The sequence below is a fragment of the Citrobacter europaeus genome, from assembly GCA_020099315.1.
Taxonomy (GTDB): domain Bacteria; phylum Pseudomonadota; class Gammaproteobacteria; order Enterobacterales; family Enterobacteriaceae; genus Citrobacter; species Citrobacter europaeus.
The window spans coordinates 1,431,314-1,446,492 of sequence record CP083650.1; the positions used below are offsets into that span (position 1 = coordinate 1,431,314).

12 protein-coding genes are annotated in these 15,179 nt (G+C 51.0%); 2 read left to right on the forward strand and 10 right to left on the reverse strand.

Features of this window, described 5'->3' with window-relative positions:
- Positions 1 to 224: 224 nt before the first annotated feature.
- On the forward strand, positions 225 to 1,127 hold the full coding sequence (locus tag LA337_06625; GenBank protein ID UBI17365.1) for a LysR family transcriptional regulator: 903 nt from the start codon (positions 225 to 227) through the stop codon (positions 1,125 to 1,127).
- A gap of 73 nt (positions 1,128 to 1,200) precedes the next feature.
- Here the strand turns inward: LA337_06625 and cobO are convergent, their stop codons facing one another.
- The 10 genes from cobO to LA337_06675 form a co-directional block, all read right to left on the reverse strand.
- Positions 1,201 to 1,803, reverse strand: a complete 603-nt coding sequence (gene cobO, locus LA337_06630) for a cob(I)yrinic acid a,c-diamide adenosyltransferase (GenBank protein UBI17366.1) — start codon at positions 1,801 to 1,803, stop codon at positions 1,201 to 1,203.
- A 9-nt stretch (positions 1,804 to 1,812) separates the two neighbouring features.
- The gene (locus LA337_06635; protein UBI17367.1) at positions 1,813 to 3,465 is read right to left on the reverse strand and encodes a class I fumarate hydratase; all 1,653 of its coding nucleotides are present in this window, start codon (positions 3,463 to 3,465) and stop codon (positions 1,813 to 1,815) included.
- Positions 3,466 to 3,558: 93 nt separating this feature from the next.
- Positions 3,559 to 4,560 (reverse strand): glutaminase A, encoded by a 1,002-nt coding sequence (gene glsA / locus LA337_06640; GenBank protein ID UBI17368.1) that lies wholly within the window; start codon positions 4,558 to 4,560, stop codon positions 3,559 to 3,561.
- A gap of 125 nt (positions 4,561 to 4,685) precedes the next feature.
- On the reverse strand, positions 4,686 to 5,990 hold the full coding sequence (locus tag LA337_06645) for a dicarboxylate/amino acid:cation symporter (protein ID UBI17369.1): 1,305 nt from the start codon (positions 5,988 to 5,990) through the stop codon (positions 4,686 to 4,688).
- A 168-nt stretch (positions 5,991 to 6,158) separates the two neighbouring features.
- Positions 6,159 to 6,476, reverse strand: a complete 318-nt coding sequence (locus tag LA337_06650; GenBank protein UBI17370.1) for a DUF4387 domain-containing protein — start codon at positions 6,474 to 6,476, stop codon at positions 6,159 to 6,161.
- Positions 6,473 to 7,843 (reverse strand): DUF1446 domain-containing protein, encoded by a 1,371-nt coding sequence (locus LA337_06655; GenBank protein ID UBI17371.1) that lies wholly within the window; start codon positions 7,841 to 7,843, stop codon positions 6,473 to 6,475. The genes LA337_06650 and LA337_06655 overlap by 4 nt, the downstream gene beginning before the upstream one ends.
- 3 nt (positions 7,844 to 7,846) lie before the next feature.
- Positions 7,847 to 9,088, reverse strand: a complete 1,242-nt coding sequence (locus LA337_06660; protein ID UBI17372.1) for a methylaspartate ammonia-lyase — start codon at positions 9,086 to 9,088, stop codon at positions 7,847 to 7,849.
- Entirely contained in the window at positions 9,088 to 10,533 is a 1,446-nt protein-coding gene (locus tag LA337_06665; protein ID UBI17373.1) for a methylaspartate mutase subunit E, read from the reverse strand. Before LA337_06665 ends, LA337_06660 begins: the two co-directional genes overlap by 1 nt.
- An 18-nt stretch (positions 10,534 to 10,551) precedes the next feature.
- Entirely contained in the window at positions 10,552 to 11,940 is a 1,389-nt protein-coding gene (locus LA337_06670; GenBank protein UBI17374.1) for a glutamate mutase L, read from the reverse strand.
- A complete protein-coding gene (locus LA337_06675) occupies positions 11,940 to 12,389 on the reverse strand; it encodes a methylaspartate mutase subunit S (GenBank protein UBI17375.1) in 450 nt (149 codons plus the stop codon). Before LA337_06675 ends, LA337_06670 begins: the two co-directional genes overlap by 1 nt.
- Positions 12,390 to 13,607: 1,218 nt before the next feature.
- Between LA337_06675 and cydA the strand changes: the two genes are divergently transcribed.
- Positions 13,608 to 15,176, forward strand: coding sequence for a cytochrome ubiquinol oxidase subunit I (gene cydA, locus LA337_06680; protein UBI18413.1), 1,569 nt, complete (start codon positions 13,608 to 13,610; stop codon positions 15,174 to 15,176).
- The last annotated feature ends 3 nt before the right edge of the window (positions 15,177 to 15,179 follow it).

Below are 15,179 nucleotides of genomic sequence, written 5' to 3' on the forward strand. Positions count from 1 at the left end.
CTTATTGGCACTATTTACTTAGGTTTAACCTTATTTAAATTGTGTTTATTGTTGTGCTTGAGTATTATTGGTTAATATTTATCCGCCATCAGTGTGAGTAAATCATGGATTGGATCAATGACATCAATGGATAAAATAAAATATAACTCTCGATGCTTATCTGGGTGTCTTGAATTATTTTTTATTTATTAAACTATTTTTGTACGCTGCATATGGAAGAGGTTATGAGAGGAAAAATACCCAAGACGGAGTTGCTGGTAACTTTTGAAGTGGTTGCGCGTCACGAAAGTTATACCCGGGCAGCCGAAGAGTTGGCTTTAACACAAAGTGCTGTTTTCCGCCAGGTGAATGCGCTGGAGGATTTTCTTAATACCGCGCTATTTAATCATGCGAAAAAACGTATTTTTTTAAATGCGGCCGGCAAACATTATTTAAATATCGTTAAGGAAACGTTAAATAAGCTCGAGCGCGATACGACCACAATAATGACCTGGCAGCCGACCGTACAGGTTATTGAGCTGGCGGTGAATCCGACGTTCAGTACGCACTGGCTGATCCCAAACCTGCGCGAGTTTAACAAACTCAATCCAGATATTATCGTAAACATCCATTCGCTGGCGAATAAGGGTGATTTTCTCAATCGTGAGTATGACGCGGCAATTATGCGCGAAGACTTCTACTCGCCGTGGTCAGGGGTTGAGTATCTGTTTGAAGAGGAAATTCTGCCGGTATGCAGCCGCTGTCTGCTGGCCGAACCGGAACGGAAACTGGCTGTTGAAGAGCTGCTGAACGAATACCCGCTCTTGCACCAGAGCACACGAATCAAAGGCTGGCAGGAATGGTTTGCGCTGTCCGACGTCAGCAGCCCGCTGGTCAATAAAGGCCCGAGATTTGATCTGTTGTCGATGCTGATTGCGGCGGTCCGTTCTAATCTTGGGGTTGCGCTGCTTCCCCGTTTTGCCATTCAGCACGATCTGGATAGTGGTGATATGGTCATTCCTTGCGATGTTCCGATGCGCACCGGGAACCGTTTCATCATGACGTGGCGTGAAGAGAAATCGGAGTCCGCGCATTTACAGATCTTCCGCGACTGGCTGTTGAATAAATCCGTGGTATCGGCTGCCTGATGGTGGCTTATCAGGCCTACAAGATTGGTAGGCCGGATAAGACGCCTTAGCATCGTCTCCGGCAAAAGAACAACTACCAGTCGATCCCAACCTGTGCCTGAATTCCACTGTCAAACGCGTGCTTGACCGGGCGAATTTCACTGACCGTATCGGCCAGCTCCAGCAACAGCGCATGGCATCCGCGCCCGGTAACGATGACGCTTTGCTCCGCAGGGCGATTTTCGATAGCGCTGATGACCTCCTGGGTATCCAGATAGTGGTAAGCCAGCATGTAGGTGAGCTCATCCAGCACCACTAGATCGTACTGCGCATCAGCCAGCATGCGCTTACTTTCCTGCCAGACTACCGTCGCCGCCTCAATATCCGCTTGCCGATTTTGGGTTTCCCAGGTAAATCCGGTGCCCATAATATGAAATTCGACGCCGAGAGGTTGCAGCGTGTTGTACTCGCCATTATCCCACTGGCCCTTAATAAACTGCGCGATGCCAACGGTTTTTCCGTGACCAACCGCGCGTGTTGCTGTGCCAAAGGCTGCGGTGGATTTGCCTTTACCGTTGCCAGTGAAGACCATCAGGATCCCTTTTTTCTCCGTTGCCGCCGCCACGCGGGTATCAACTTGTTCTTTCAGTTTCTGCTGACGCTGGCGGTGCCTGTCATTATTGGCTCGCGCTTCCATGATGACTCCTTAATGTCCTGCCGGACAGGTTGCGCAGCGATGCTGCTGTTCAAACTGGCTAAAGAAATTATTGCCTTTGTCATCCACCAATACGAAGGCAGGCATATTTTTAACTTCCATCATCCACACCGCTTCCATTCCCAGCTCTGGATACTCAAGGCACTGCAGGCTTTTCACGTACTGCTGAGCCAGCAGGGCTGCGGCACCGCCAATGCTGCCGAGGCTAAATCCACCGTGTTTGTGGCAGGCATCAGTGACCTGCTGGCTGCGGTTACCCTTGGTGAGCATAATGAGGCTGCCGCCTTGCGCCTGGAAAGCATCGACATACCCATCCATACGCCCGCCGGTGGTGGGACCCATTGAGCCACAGGCCTGATTTTCCGGGGTTTTGGCGGGACCTGCGTAATAAACGATATGCTTTTTCATGTATTCCGGCATCGGTTCGCCGTTATCCAGTCGCGCTTTGATGTTAGCGTGGGCGATATCGCGAGCGACAACAATCGGGCCGCTTAACGACAAACGCGTGCCTATTGGCAGGGTGGAGAGATCATGCAGGATCTCGCGCAGCGGACGATTCAGATCCAGTTGTACGGTCTGGGCACCGTTTTCTACTCGCTGTGAATCAGGAATGAATTTGCCCGGATTATGCTCGAGTTTCTCCAGCCAGATTCCGTGTTTGTTAATTTTGGCCTTGATGTTGCGGTCGGCTGAGCAGGAGAGGGCCATCGCGATAGGGCAGGATCCGCCGTGACGTGGCAGGCGAATAACCCGGATATCGTGGGCAAAGTATTTGCCGCCAAACTGCGCGCCGATGCCAAATTCACGGCTGGCATTGAGCAGCTCGGCTTCCAGTGCTGTATCGCGGAATGCCTGACCCAGTTCGTTGCCGCTGGTGGGCAGGTTATCGTAATATTTGGTTGAAGCCAGTTTGGCAACCTTGAGCGCCTGGTCGGCGGACAAGCCGCCAACGACGAAAGCGATGTGATACGGCGGGCAGGCGGCTGTGCCCAGTGATTTCATTTTTTCGATCAGAAACGCGGTGAGTTTTTCCGGCTGCAGAATGGATTTTGTTTCCTGGTACAGCGCCGCTTTGTTGGCAGAGCCACCGCCTTTGTTGACGAACAGGAAACGGTATTCGTTGCCCGGCGTGGCGCTAATGTCGATTTGTGCCGGCAGGTTAGTCTGGGTATTGACCTCGGTATACATGTCCAGCGGGGCATTTTGCGAATAACGCAGGTTGTTTTCGATGAAGGTGGTGTACACGCCTTTGCTTAATGCTTCTGCGTCATCGCCGCCAGTCCAGACATGTTGTCCTTTGCAGGCCACAATGGTTGCTGTCCCGGTATCCTGACAGTTGGGCAGGACGCCTTTGGCCGAAACTTCAGCATTGCGGAGCAGTTGTAATGCGACGTACTTATCGTTACTGCTGGCCTGAGGGTCGTGCAGAATGCTGGCAATTTGTTTTAAATGTCCGGCGCGCAGGAAAAATGAAGCCTCATAAAACGCCTGCTGTGCTAATAAGGTTAACGCTTCTGGCGCAACCTTAATCACTTCCTCTCCGTCTAACTCCGAGACCGTTACGTGCTGGTTACTCAGTAATTCATATTCTGTATTATCTTTACTCTGAACAAAGAGTTCCTGCCAGACAAATGGTTTAGACATGTTTACTTCTCACCTCTTCATTTTTGCCGCATCACGGCGTAAATAAATGCGCTACTCGTAGGCCGGATAAGCGAAGCGTCATCCGGCATCAAGTTATTTTGCTAAAAAGACATTGGCCTGCGTCGCTTCAGCGACGTATTCGATTGTTTTCTGGGCGCGAACGCTGTTACCGGCTTCATCCAGCGGCGGAGAATAGACGGCAATCGCATATTCCCCCGGGACAATGGCCACCATTCCGCCGCCGACGCCGCTTTTCGCCGGGATGCCAACGGTGTACAGCCATTTACCGCTGCCGTCGTACAGTCCGGCAATCGCCATTTCTGCCAGCACCTGTGGAACATATTTTTCATTCAACAACTGCTTGCCGTTGAATGGAGATTTGCCTTTGTTCGCCAGTACAGCACCCATTTTGGCCAGTTGCTCAACGGTGATATCTACCGAGCACTGGCGGGTATAAATTTCGACGGCTTCGTCAGTGTTGCCATAGAAGCTGTTATAGGATTCCATCAGCTTCGCCAGCGCCTGATTGTGCTGGTTGGTTTCCATCTCGGATTGGAAAACCGGCTCGTTAACCGTGAGTTTGGCATCGGCCCAGACGTTCAGGTTGTCGAGGATTTTGTTCCAGCGATCGGTTTTGTCTTTGGCTTCAATCAGGCTTACGGCGCTCATCGCCCCGGCGTTAACCAGCGGGTTCTCTGGCGCGCCTTTGGTTAGCTCAACCGCTAAACCGGAGTTGAAAGGCATGCCGGTGGCATTGGCCCCGAGTTTATCCAGCACGACCTGAGGACCGTGCTGTTCCATGGCGAGCGCCATGGTGAATACTTTACTCAGGGATTCCATTGGGAAGGGTTTGTTAACATCGCCAACCTGATAGATCTTGCCGTCCACCGTGGCAATGGTGATGGCAAAATTATTCGGGCTGTAGGTCGCCAGGGCAGGGATGTAGTCGGCGACTTTACCATCGTTGTTACTTTTATATTTTTGATGTGCCTGGTCGATAAGCTTTGCGTAATCCGGCGTGGTTTGCGCGAGAGTCGTTGCGCTAAACAAAACGCTGAAGGAAAAAATACTCACGCCGAGAAGAGTTTTAGTCATGGTGCTTTCCTGTTGGTGTGCTCATCTTGGTGCCGGATGGCGGCGTACCGCCTTATCCGGCCTACGGATAGTTAAACGTTATGTAGGCCGGATAAGCGCAAGCGCCATCCGGCATTAACGTAGTATCAGGACAAAGCGACTTCTGTTTCGGTAACCGGGCGTTCCTGCTCCGGGGTCTTCACTGGCGCTGTTCCACGGCAACCCTGGCCGAAGTGTTCACCTTCCCAACGGCCCACGATGGCAGCACCCATTGCGTTACTCATGACGTTGGTGGCGGAACGACCCATATCGAGGAACGGATCGACGCCCATCAGCAGGATCAGACCGGCTTCCGGGATATTGAACTGATTCAGGGTTGCGGCGATAACCACCATGGATGCACGCGGTACGCCCGCCATCCCTTTAGAGGTCAGCATCAGGATTAACAGCATGGTAATTTGCTCGCCCATGCTCAGTTCGATGTTGCACGCCTGGGCAATAAAGACGGTAGCAAAGGAGCAGTACGCCATGGATCCGACCAGGTTAAAGGAGTAACCGATAGGCAGAACGAAGCTGGCGATTTTTGAAGAAACACCGAATTTTTCCAGCTTGTCCAGCGTGCCCGGGAAGGCGGCTTCAGAACTGGAGGTCGTAAAGGCCAGCAGCGCCGGCTCGAGGATTGATTTCGTTAAACGTGCGATGCAAGGCCCGACTATCATAGTTGACAGGCCAATCAGGATCGCCCACAGCATACCCAGCGTCAGGTAGAACTCACCCATAAAGATCCCGGCGCTGACCATCACGCCCAGACCACGTTCGGCAATCAGACCTGAAATAGCGGCAAAAACGGTCAGTGGCGCAAACAGCATGACGTAGCCAGTCAGTTTCAGCATGACGTGCACCAGTGAATCCAGAACCTTCACAATCGGTTCGGCTTTTTCACCAATTGCGGCCAGGCTGCAACCGAGGAAAATTGAGAACACCACGATCTGCAGAATTTCGTTACGCGCCATTGCGTCGACAATACTGGTCGGCACTGCGTGCGAGATGAACACTTTCAGCGTAAACGGCTCTGATTTAACGGCGGCAACAGCTCCGACGTCATGCGGAACAAAGTTGATGCCAGCGCCTGGCTGGAAAATATTAACGATAACCAGACCCAGTGCAATTGACACCAGAGAGGCGCAAATAAACAGGAAGAAGGTTTTCGAAAATATACGTCCCAGCGTTTTGGCATCGCCCATTTTGGCAATACCAACAACCAGAGTTGAAATAACCAATGGCGCGATAATCATTTTCACCATGCGTAAAAATATAGTGGTGAAAATGGAAATATCTGCTGCATAGGATTTTGCTGTTTCAGCCGCGGCCATATTATTTATGGCCACCCCGGCAATCATGCCGAGTATCAGGCCTAATATGATCATCTTCGTTAAACTTATTTTCTTCATGTGTACTCCATCGGATAAAGGCTGGTAATTGGAATTGTGTAGGGTGGTGCGCGCCTGAGCCTGGACAGCAGCTCAGACGCACGCCTGTTGTGACCAACCGCATGAATAATTCGAAGCACTGTGATACCGCTGAATTCTGTGCTCCAATGGTTGTTATTGTGTTTTTTGTTACAAGTCGAACTCAATACTTAATAATGGGGCGTGTTGCTGCGCACCATAAACATCATTGTCACCAACGTTGCCGGAAATAATATCGCGCGGCATGACTATTTTTACGGCATTCGCCGGATCGAACCACACGATATTATGAATAAAGTCTGGTTCAACATTATATAAACTGGCAATCAGCTGCGGCGTTAATTGCTCGCAGGCTTTTACCCGCTGATAGTCTTCCCTGGTTTTAAATAAAATATCTAAAACCAGTTCGTACGGTCCGGCGTTTTTGGAGCGAATAACCTGCGCCAGTGAACAAATTGAGTGTTTCATGCCTGAACTCCTTCTGGCGTCACCTGTTCAATGTGGAAATCAAAACGCAGCGCATCGCTCGCTTCAATCAGGTGATAGATCGAGAACTCATACACCGGTCCACTTTGAATATCAGATGGCGAGAACGGGAAGGCGAGGTTGCCCGCAGTCGCAATACGATTTTCATAGCCGTAATGCAGCAGGGTAGAGCGCACCAGCGAGCAAACGCTGTTGGCGATATCCTGCGTCGGCGCAACGACATCCAGTAAAATCCCCAGTTCATGACCGGCGGTTTTCATTGGTTCATGGTTGCCCATCACGCCGTTCTTACCATACAGGTGGAATGTCATGCGGATACTGTCGTCATTCAGTGAGAGGTTACGCGCAACGCTTGCCTGTACCTCTTCGAGAATGGTGTCAATCCCGGCAATCATAATCGGGTCGCGCGTTCCGGCGATGGTCAGGCAGCGGAAGCCAACCTGACGCGCGCCTTCCAGTTTCAATGCATACGGTGTTTCTTCATGACGTGAACCGCTGACATACACCTCACCCTCGTTAACCTGGGTAAAGGTGCACGCTTTCAGGTTCAGTACGCCGCCTGGTCCTGGCAGGAAGTACGGATCGGACTTCTCATACAGCGTGTGCGCCGCCGCGGACGTTTCTGTGAACTTACGCTTGGGATTGAACGCCTTCAGCGTAAAGCCGTTGTCGTCAATGATCCCCATCGCACAATCTGAGCCAGAGCCTGGGGTGGCAGCAATGGCAGCACACTCAAGGATCTTACCGCAATGAAGCGCCAGACCTTCATCAAAGCCCTGCATTATCGGCAGCGCGGCGAAGCAGGCGGGATCGTAGGCGCGTCCGCCCAGGACCACCTGCGCGCCAGCTTCTAGCGCACGCTGAAAAGGCTCGACGCCCATCTGCGCGACAATGTAGGTGCTCTCTTCAATTGCCTCGTGAGTTAATTCAGGCACAAAATCGAGCGCAGTAATCTTGCCGTTATCCAGTGCCTGATGGACGATTTCTTTGTCGACATCAGACGGGATCAGCGCCATTGAGAAGGTCAGTTTTTCTTCCTGTGCGATCTCATGGATTATCTGGCGACACCACTCCAGATGCGGCGCTGCGCCAGAACCACCGGCGGTGCCGATCACGACAGGGATGTTGTTCTTAACGCCCGCCACAATCATATAGCGCAGATCGCGTTTCACGCCGGCCCGGTCGGTAAAGGGTTTACCTGCCCCCAGGTAGTGGGGGCCTGGATCGGAGGAACCTGCGTCAACAGCAATAAGATCCGGTGACTCTTCCATGGCTTTACGAAAACTTTCTTCCGGGAAGCCATAACCCAGGATAGCCGTAGGCGATAAGATCTTAAATGTGCGTGCCATCTCTTAATCCTTAGTTTGCAACAACGCGATGGTGCGATTCATCTCGTTAAACACGATGTTGAGACCTTCATCGAAACCCATACCCGGTTTAACCAGCATGCGCATTGGACGCGCGGCAAGTGCCACGTGTACGCAGGTGCGGGCACTGATTTCCGTTTCGTTACAGGTACCGCCCTGATAGGCTTCCATGGCGTGTTTGTTGCAGTACAGCACTGCATCAACAATGTTATGAATGCCGCCAAGATCTGGAGTCTTGATCTGTACCATGTGGCAGCTGCCCGCATCGGTAAAGTCCACGATATCCTGATAGGTGTTACACCATTCGTCGGCGACAATTTTCACGCCGGAACCCAGACGAGTCAGCTCTTTGGTGATGGCGGTCAACATGCGGATCTGATCCGGCTTGTTACCGGCATCAACCGGACCTTCGATATACAGCGGCAGACCCTGGGCTTCGACTTCCAGGCTGGCGATGTATTCAGCGCAGCGCACCGGATCCATATCGAAGATCAGACCGATCGTGCCGTACACATCAATGTGCAGCGTCGGGTGATAACGTTCGCTGGTGCGCAGGCTTAAGATGCGGTCGGATAACCAACGTACATACTCACGCAGTTTTTCGCCTTTAAAGCCCAGCTTCTCTTCCACGTTGTTGATCAGCGCATGCGGCAGGACGTCCACACCTTTAAGGATCATCTTATCAACGGCGATATAACGGTCGTCGCCGCTCTGACCAAATAATGGAATGGCTTCCGGCACGCACGGCAGTTGCCATTCATCGCAAACCACTTCAGTTTTCAGACGACCGGTAGCCAGCGCCGCAGCGTCGAGCAGCGCCTGAGACAAACCATAGCGGACGGCGGTATGCAGCAGATGACCGTCAATACGCAGTTGGTCAAAGAAACGGGCGTTCGGCAGGAACGCATCAACGTCACGGCCTTCCAGCAGCGGTTTGATGTGATCGTTGAGGAACGGAATAAAGTTTTCAGCCAGGAACAGCGGGTCACGACCGCCTGCGCCTGAATATTGCACCGCTGCGCAATCGCCCACCGCTACCGCGCCATTTTCCAGAATCAGCTGCACGGAAACGCATTCACCCGCCTGACGAACAGAGGTAAATCCAGGCGTTACCGGATCGCCGGTATAGATAAACCCGTCATGACCGGCGCCATTTTTGATGGCCTGCTGATCGTCAAAATAAAACGAGGAGTAGCCAGCGGTGAAAAGGGCCTTTTTGATTTTCATTATGGTCTTCCTATTAATTTACTGTGGGATACGGCGTTGATGTCATCAATGACCATCTGGAAAGAAGGCTTGCGGCCTTCAAAATGTGCGCGCTCTGCGACATAGTCGTGGTGCAGGGCGAGAATATCTTTCGGCAGCGGAACGGCACCGGCTTCAAGAATACGGATTGCGCCTGTGTTATCGCGAACAGGCAGGATCTTACCGGCGTTACAGGCGGCAGGAGCGAAAGGTACATCCAGCACGCCAGCTTCAAAGGCCAGCACCGTGCCGCGCGCAATGTCGCCATTGCCCAGCTCGAAGACTTTTTTCAGTACCGCGCGGACTTCGCTCTTAATCAGATCTACTTCCTGTTCCACGGCAGCGCACTGCGGGAATTTCTGGTCGCTGACCATGTTGAGCATCTGGCGTGACGCTTTCAGGCCCTGAGCGTTAGCTGCTGCCGTTGGGATACCGAACGCTTCGTGCGGGCTTTTGGTGATCACTTTTGTAGCGCCCGACATACCTGCAACCGCTGCGCCCCAGGCGATAACGGAGAAGGCTTTCGCTTCATCTTCCGGGAATCCGCCCATCCACTGGTGGAAAACGGTGCTCAGTTCGTAATCGTCGAAGCCGTGGTTATGGAAGTATTCGTGAGACAGTTCGCGCAGCGCCTGAATAGCGGCGATATCCTGCGTCAGGCTGCCGACCTGGCCGTAGCCGACGGTAATTGACTTCACGCCTTGTTCCAGCGCCAGAAGACCTTCGATAATGGCCACCGAATGGGATATAAACGGCGGGATCAGAGTGCCGGTCAGCGGGCCAAACGGTTCACGGTTGATGCGAATGCCGTTCTCTTCATACAGGCCCATCAGGCGGTCGCAGTACTGCCAGTCGCGGATGGATTTTTCCAGGGTGACGCGTTTAGCGTAAGGGATGTTGTAGGAGATACCGCCGCCTTCGTAGCTGGTAAAGCCACTGGCCATTGCGATTTCTGCCAGCAGGCGCGCATCCGGCGTACCGTGGCGAACCTGGATCGGTTTTTCCAGCGATTCAGTCATCCGGCGGCAGGCAGCAACCCCGTGATTGACAACCGGTAAACCATTCAGTTTGGAAGTACCTGCTTCGATAGATTTCTGGATCCCGACAGCGGCTTCTTCATAGCGGTTCAGACGGGTATAGGCATCGATTGTGCTCGGCAGGAGGTCGCACTCTTCCTGCAATGTTTTGAGCAGCGCAATATGCTCATCCATTAATGCTACGCCTGCGCGCGGCTGGCTCAGGGTTTTTCCTTCCTGATCGGCCTTCAGCAAGGCAAGGGAGAAGCGCTTTTTATCTGGAATTGATTGCTGGTACTTCACGCCATCTTCGAAGTTCTCAACGTCTTTGCCGGTTTCCCAGGTTTGTAACACCTGATGCCTTTCGGTCATGAATTCGTCATGGGTCAATTTTTTATTTCGAAGTTCCATTCGTAGCTGCCTTAAGTTTTATAGGGTTAAACACTGAATGCTGGTGCGAGCAGCGGCTTGCGGGTACAGCCTGGCGACGTTTGCCAGTAGCGGGAGCAGGCCATTTGAATCGCGGTAATACTCAAACTGATTCGGTAACAGAATTCTTTTACCCTGGTCGTCCAGCTCCCGGTATTTGAGCCAGTTATGGATATCGAACTGGCTGGCGCGAGAGAGCCATCCCCCTGAACCGACGACTTTGCGTACGGTGGTGAGATCGCGACCCATCTGTAAATCCACGTTACCCACGCAGGTGCAAACCTGCTTTTTAGTGCCCGCGTGGCGCTCAGCGGCATAGCCCACGCACAAACCTGCCAGCAGGGTGTCGAAATATTTCTCCTCCTCGCTGAGTGGCAGGTAATCCGGTTGCCCAACCAGGTGACGCAGGTAGCGGTAAAACGCTTCCTCGCGCTGCGGTTGTTGGGCGAAGATGACTTTCACCATTTCCTGCGTGCTTTCTCCCACCACGACGGCGGAAACGCGCATTCCCAGGTCGCCTTCAACGGTACGTTTAACGAACGGTTCAGGAACACCATGCAGGACGGTATCGGGGGAGAGGGTATTCGCGCTGGCCGAATAGACATCCGTGGTGGCTCCGCCCATATCAATCAGCATGAATTCCTTCCATGCGCTGTCGTAATCGCTAATGGCTTTAACTAACTCATATACCGTCCATGGCGTCGGCATTGGCTCTTCGCCTGTTTCGCCGACAATGACGTCCAGACCTTTGCCTTTGACAATGCGTGACAAGAACACATCGCAAATCGCCTGGCGCGCGGCAAACGGATTCGGGTGATCGAGGTCTGGCAGAATGTTGTCTACCGTGGTCAGATCCTTATGTCCGAGAATCGTTTGTATTTCGTCCTGAATGTCCCGGTTTCCGGCGTAGATAATGGCGCAATCAAGCTTTGAGCCTGCCAGCGCGTGCGCATTCGCCAGGCCATAGCTTTCTTCGCCACCGTCTGTACCGCCGGTAAACAGCAGAATGTCTGGGGGGGAAGATTCCAGCTCCTGAATGTCATGACGGTTGAGCTTGTACGAATAATATTGCGCGATTTTCGCTCCTGCCGAATGGGCGGTAACTTTGGCCGATTCCAGCGTAATGGAAGGCACCAGCCCCATTGCTGCAACGGCGAGTCCACCTTTGGCCGAAGAAGAGTATTTCAACTGCACTTCACCACTTTTCAGTAACGGGCGAGCATCGGCAACGTTCAGCACCTGATTCAGGCTGGCAAAAAAACCGTCTGCCAGATGATGTGTGGTGGTTGGGGTCAGGACATGGTTTACCAGGGTTAATTCTTCGCCTTCATGGGCGAAGAGGGCAGCCTTGGTCCATGTCGAGCCGATATCGACAGAAACTGTTTGCATCAGATAGCCTCTTCCAGGCAACGCTGCTCAAGGCCATTGTGTTGGTGAATATCATTAGTGATAAGCGCGCAGACATCTTCCAGGTCATGGCTTGGTGCGAAGACGCGGTTAAATCCCATCTCTTTAAACTTCACTTCCACATCGGCGAAGTCATGCTTACCGACGACCAGGTTGCCGCCGACGTACAGCAGAATGTCGCCGAGGCCACGTTCTATGCAGCGCTCACGTAACCCGAGGCAGTCAATGTCGCCGTGACCGTAGATAGAGGACACCACGATGGCATCGGCGCCTGTTTCAATCGCGGCATCAATATATTCATCCTGGCTCACCATCACCCCGAGGTTGATTACGTGAAAATCATGAGCTGTAAAAACGCGATCCAGAACTTTATTACCTACTGCATGGCAGTCAGCACCGATGACGCCAATAACAAGTGTAGATTTCTTCATGGGTAATCCTCTGTAGGGCTGATGGTCAATAAGTGAAAATTGTTTTCTAATATTTAGAACATGGATTGTGGCAACCTCTTAATAGGGTTGAAGTTTCTGTGGAAGCGGAAAAGGAAGCAATTGATCTATTTTCAAAATATCCTGCGCAAAATGATTGTTATATTATTTTTTTATAAAATCACTTTACTATCAGTGTCTTATGATTTGTTTTTGCGATGATTTTTAATTTGTTAGGAAATTGGGTAATAAATAACTTGCCATGTTTGTGATCGAAATCTTATTTTGTTGCGCGCCTCGTTTATGCACCATTTTTAATAATTTAAAAAATCACATTTACTAAATAACTTGTGAACGGGATAACGGTTTTTTATTTTTTAATCTTATATGTCATAATTATCTTTTGTTAAATTTAGGATAAAAATGATAATGAATTGTTTGTGGCATATTTAAACATTGCCATATAAGAGAAGAAGATAGGTGAATGATAACTTTAAGTGATGATTTAAGCGGAACGGCTGCGCTCTGCGGGAGAACGCCAAACGCAATGCGTCTGTCAATGAGCTACGCTTTCGCTTCAATTTGAGATAGTTACATCTTGGTGTTAATTATAAGTGAAATTTAAATGAACAATTTGTATGAAATAACAAATCCATGACTTGCTAAACAAAAAACTGTGAGCTACCCAGCAATAGTGACTCTTTATCTGCGGACAATTTTGTCAGCCAGGCGAGTTAAAAGATCGTGTAGATTTAAATAAATAACCTATCATTTGTAGTAACGGCAATTACTCATTGAAAAACATGTTGTTAACATGATGTTCACTAGTCATCTTACTGCTAAACACTATTAACATTAAATTTGAAAATTGATTTAAATCAATGTTTAAAACTTGGTAAACGGCATCAAAAGAGGTTAAATTGCTGCAGATCAAATTGGTCTGAAGGTGGTAAATTAGCTATAAATTGATCACTATCGAAAAATGCAAATTTACCTCGATAAAAACCTGTTTATTGTAAGGATTTTACGGCGTAATATAATTGCGGGATCAATTTGAGTGTTTTATTAACATGTTTGTAACCTTTCATCATTGTCCTTTCTTCAAATGAGAGGAAAGGGCAGCGGCGGGGGGAAGCAGATAAATTTGTATTGGGGCATGCGTGTGACCCTTTCTAACGGGGTTCACTCTCGGAGTCTTCATGCGATGAGCAAGGAGTCATGATGTTAGATATAGTCGAACTGTCGCGCTTACAGTTTGCCTTGACCGCGATGTACCACTTCCTGTTTGTGCCACTGACGCTCGGTATGGCGTTCTTGCTGGCCATCATGGAAACGGTCTACGTCCTTTCCGGCAAACAGATTTATAAAGATATGACCAAGTTCTGGGGCAAGTTGTTTGGTATCAACTTCGCTCTGGGTGTGGCAACCGGTCTGACCATGGAGTTCCAGTTCGGGACTAACTGGTCCTACTACTCCCACTATGTAGGGGATATTTTCGGTGCGCCGCTGGCGATCGAAGGTTTGATGGCCTTCTTCCTCGAATCCACCTTTGTAGGTCTGTTCTTCTTCGGCTGGGACCGTTTGGGTAAAGTCCAGCATATGTGCGTCACCTGGCTGGTAGCTCTGGGTTCTAACCTGTCCGCGCTGTGGATTCTGGTTGCGAACGGCTGGATGCAAAACCCAATCGCCGCGGATTTCAATTTCGAAACCATGCGTATGGAGATGCTGAGCTTCTCTGAACTGGTGCTCAACCCGGTTGCACAGGTGAAATTTGTTCACACTGTGGCATCTGGTTATGTCTGTGGCGCGATGTTCGTTCTGGGGATCAGCTCCTACTATATGCTGCGCGGTCGTGACTTCGCGTTCGCTAAACGTTCTTTTGCCATCGCCGCCAGCTTTGGTATGGCTGCAATTCTGTCTGTTATCGTTCTGGGTGATGAATCCGGTTACGAAATGGGCGACGTGCAGAAAACCAAACTCGCTGCGATTGAAGCAGAATGGGAAACTCAGCCTGCACCGGCTTCCTTTACGCTGTTCGGTATTCCGGACCAGGATGCGCAGGAAAACCATTTTGCGATTCAAATTCCTTATGCGCTGGGCATCATTGCCACCCGCTCTGTTGATACACCGGTCATTGGTCTGAAAGATCTGATGGTGCAGCACGAAGAGCGCATCCGTAACGGGATGAAAGCGTATCAACTGCTGGAAGAGCTGCGTGCTGGTACGACCGATCAGGCCGTTCGCGATCAGTTCAACAGCATGAAGAAAGACCTGGGTTATGGTCTGCTGCTGAAACGCTATACGGATAACGTCACCGACGCGACCGAAGCGCAAATTCAGCAGGCAACGAAAGATTCTATTCCTCGCGTTGCGCCGCTGTACTTCGCATTCCGTATCATGGTGGCATGCGGCATTCTGATGCTGGCAATCATCGCTGTGTCCTTCTGGACCGTACTTCGTAACCGTATCGGTGAGAAAAAATGGCTGCTGCGCACTGCGCTGTATGCGATTCCTCTGCCGTGGATTGCGATCGAATCCGGTTGGTTTGTCGCAGAGTACGGTCGTCAACCGTGGGCGATTGGTGAAGTGTTACCAACAGCCGTAGCGAACTCTTCGCTGACCGCTGGCGACCTCATCTTCTCGATGCTGTTGATTTGCGGCCTGTATACCCTGTTCCTGGTGGCTGAACTGTATCTGATGTTCAAGTTCGCACGCCTTGGGCCGAGTAGCCTGAAAACCGGTCGTTATCACTACGAGCAGTCCACTGTGACTTCTCAGCCGGCACGCTAAGAC

Bases quoted from the DNA above. Each gene is read 5' to 3' on its own strand.
- LA337_06670 (UBI17374.1), bottom strand. From the start codon at position 11,940: ATGCAAACAGTTTCTGTCGATATCGGCTCGACATGGACCAAGGCTGCC.
- cobO (UBI17366.1), bottom strand. From the start codon at position 1,803: ATGGAAGCGCGAGCCAATAATGACAGGCACCGCCAGCGTCAGCAGAAA.
- glsA (UBI17368.1), bottom strand. From the start codon at position 4,560: ATGACTAAAACTCTTCTCGGCGTGAGTATTTTTTCCTTCAGCGTTTTG.
- LA337_06650 (UBI17370.1), bottom strand. From the start codon at position 6,476: ATGAAACACTCAATTTGTTCACTGGCGCAGGTTATTCGCTCCAAAAAC.
- LA337_06655 (UBI17371.1), bottom strand. From the start codon at position 7,843: ATGGCACGCACATTTAAGATCTTATCGCCTACGGCTATCCTGGGTTAT.
- LA337_06625 (UBI17365.1), top strand. From the start codon at position 225: ATGAGAGGAAAAATACCCAAGACGGAGTTGCTGGTAACTTTTGAAGTG.
- LA337_06645 (UBI17369.1), bottom strand. From the start codon at position 5,990: ATGAAGAAAATAAGTTTAACGAAGATGATCATATTAGGCCTGATACTC.
- LA337_06635 (UBI17367.1), bottom strand. From the start codon at position 3,465: ATGTCTAAACCATTTGTCTGGCAGGAACTCTTTGTTCAGAGTAAAGAT.
- LA337_06660 (UBI17372.1), bottom strand. From the start codon at position 9,088: ATGAAAATCAAAAAGGCCCTTTTCACCGCTGGCTACTCCTCGTTTTAT.
- LA337_06665 (UBI17373.1), bottom strand. From the start codon at position 10,533: ATGGAACTTCGAAATAAAAAATTGACCCATGACGAATTCATGACCGAA.
- cydA (UBI18413.1), top strand. From the start codon at position 13,608: ATGTTAGATATAGTCGAACTGTCGCGCTTACAGTTTGCCTTGACCGCG.
- LA337_06675 (UBI17375.1), bottom strand. From the start codon at position 12,389: ATGAAGAAATCTACACTTGTTATTGGCGTCATCGGTGCTGACTGCCAT.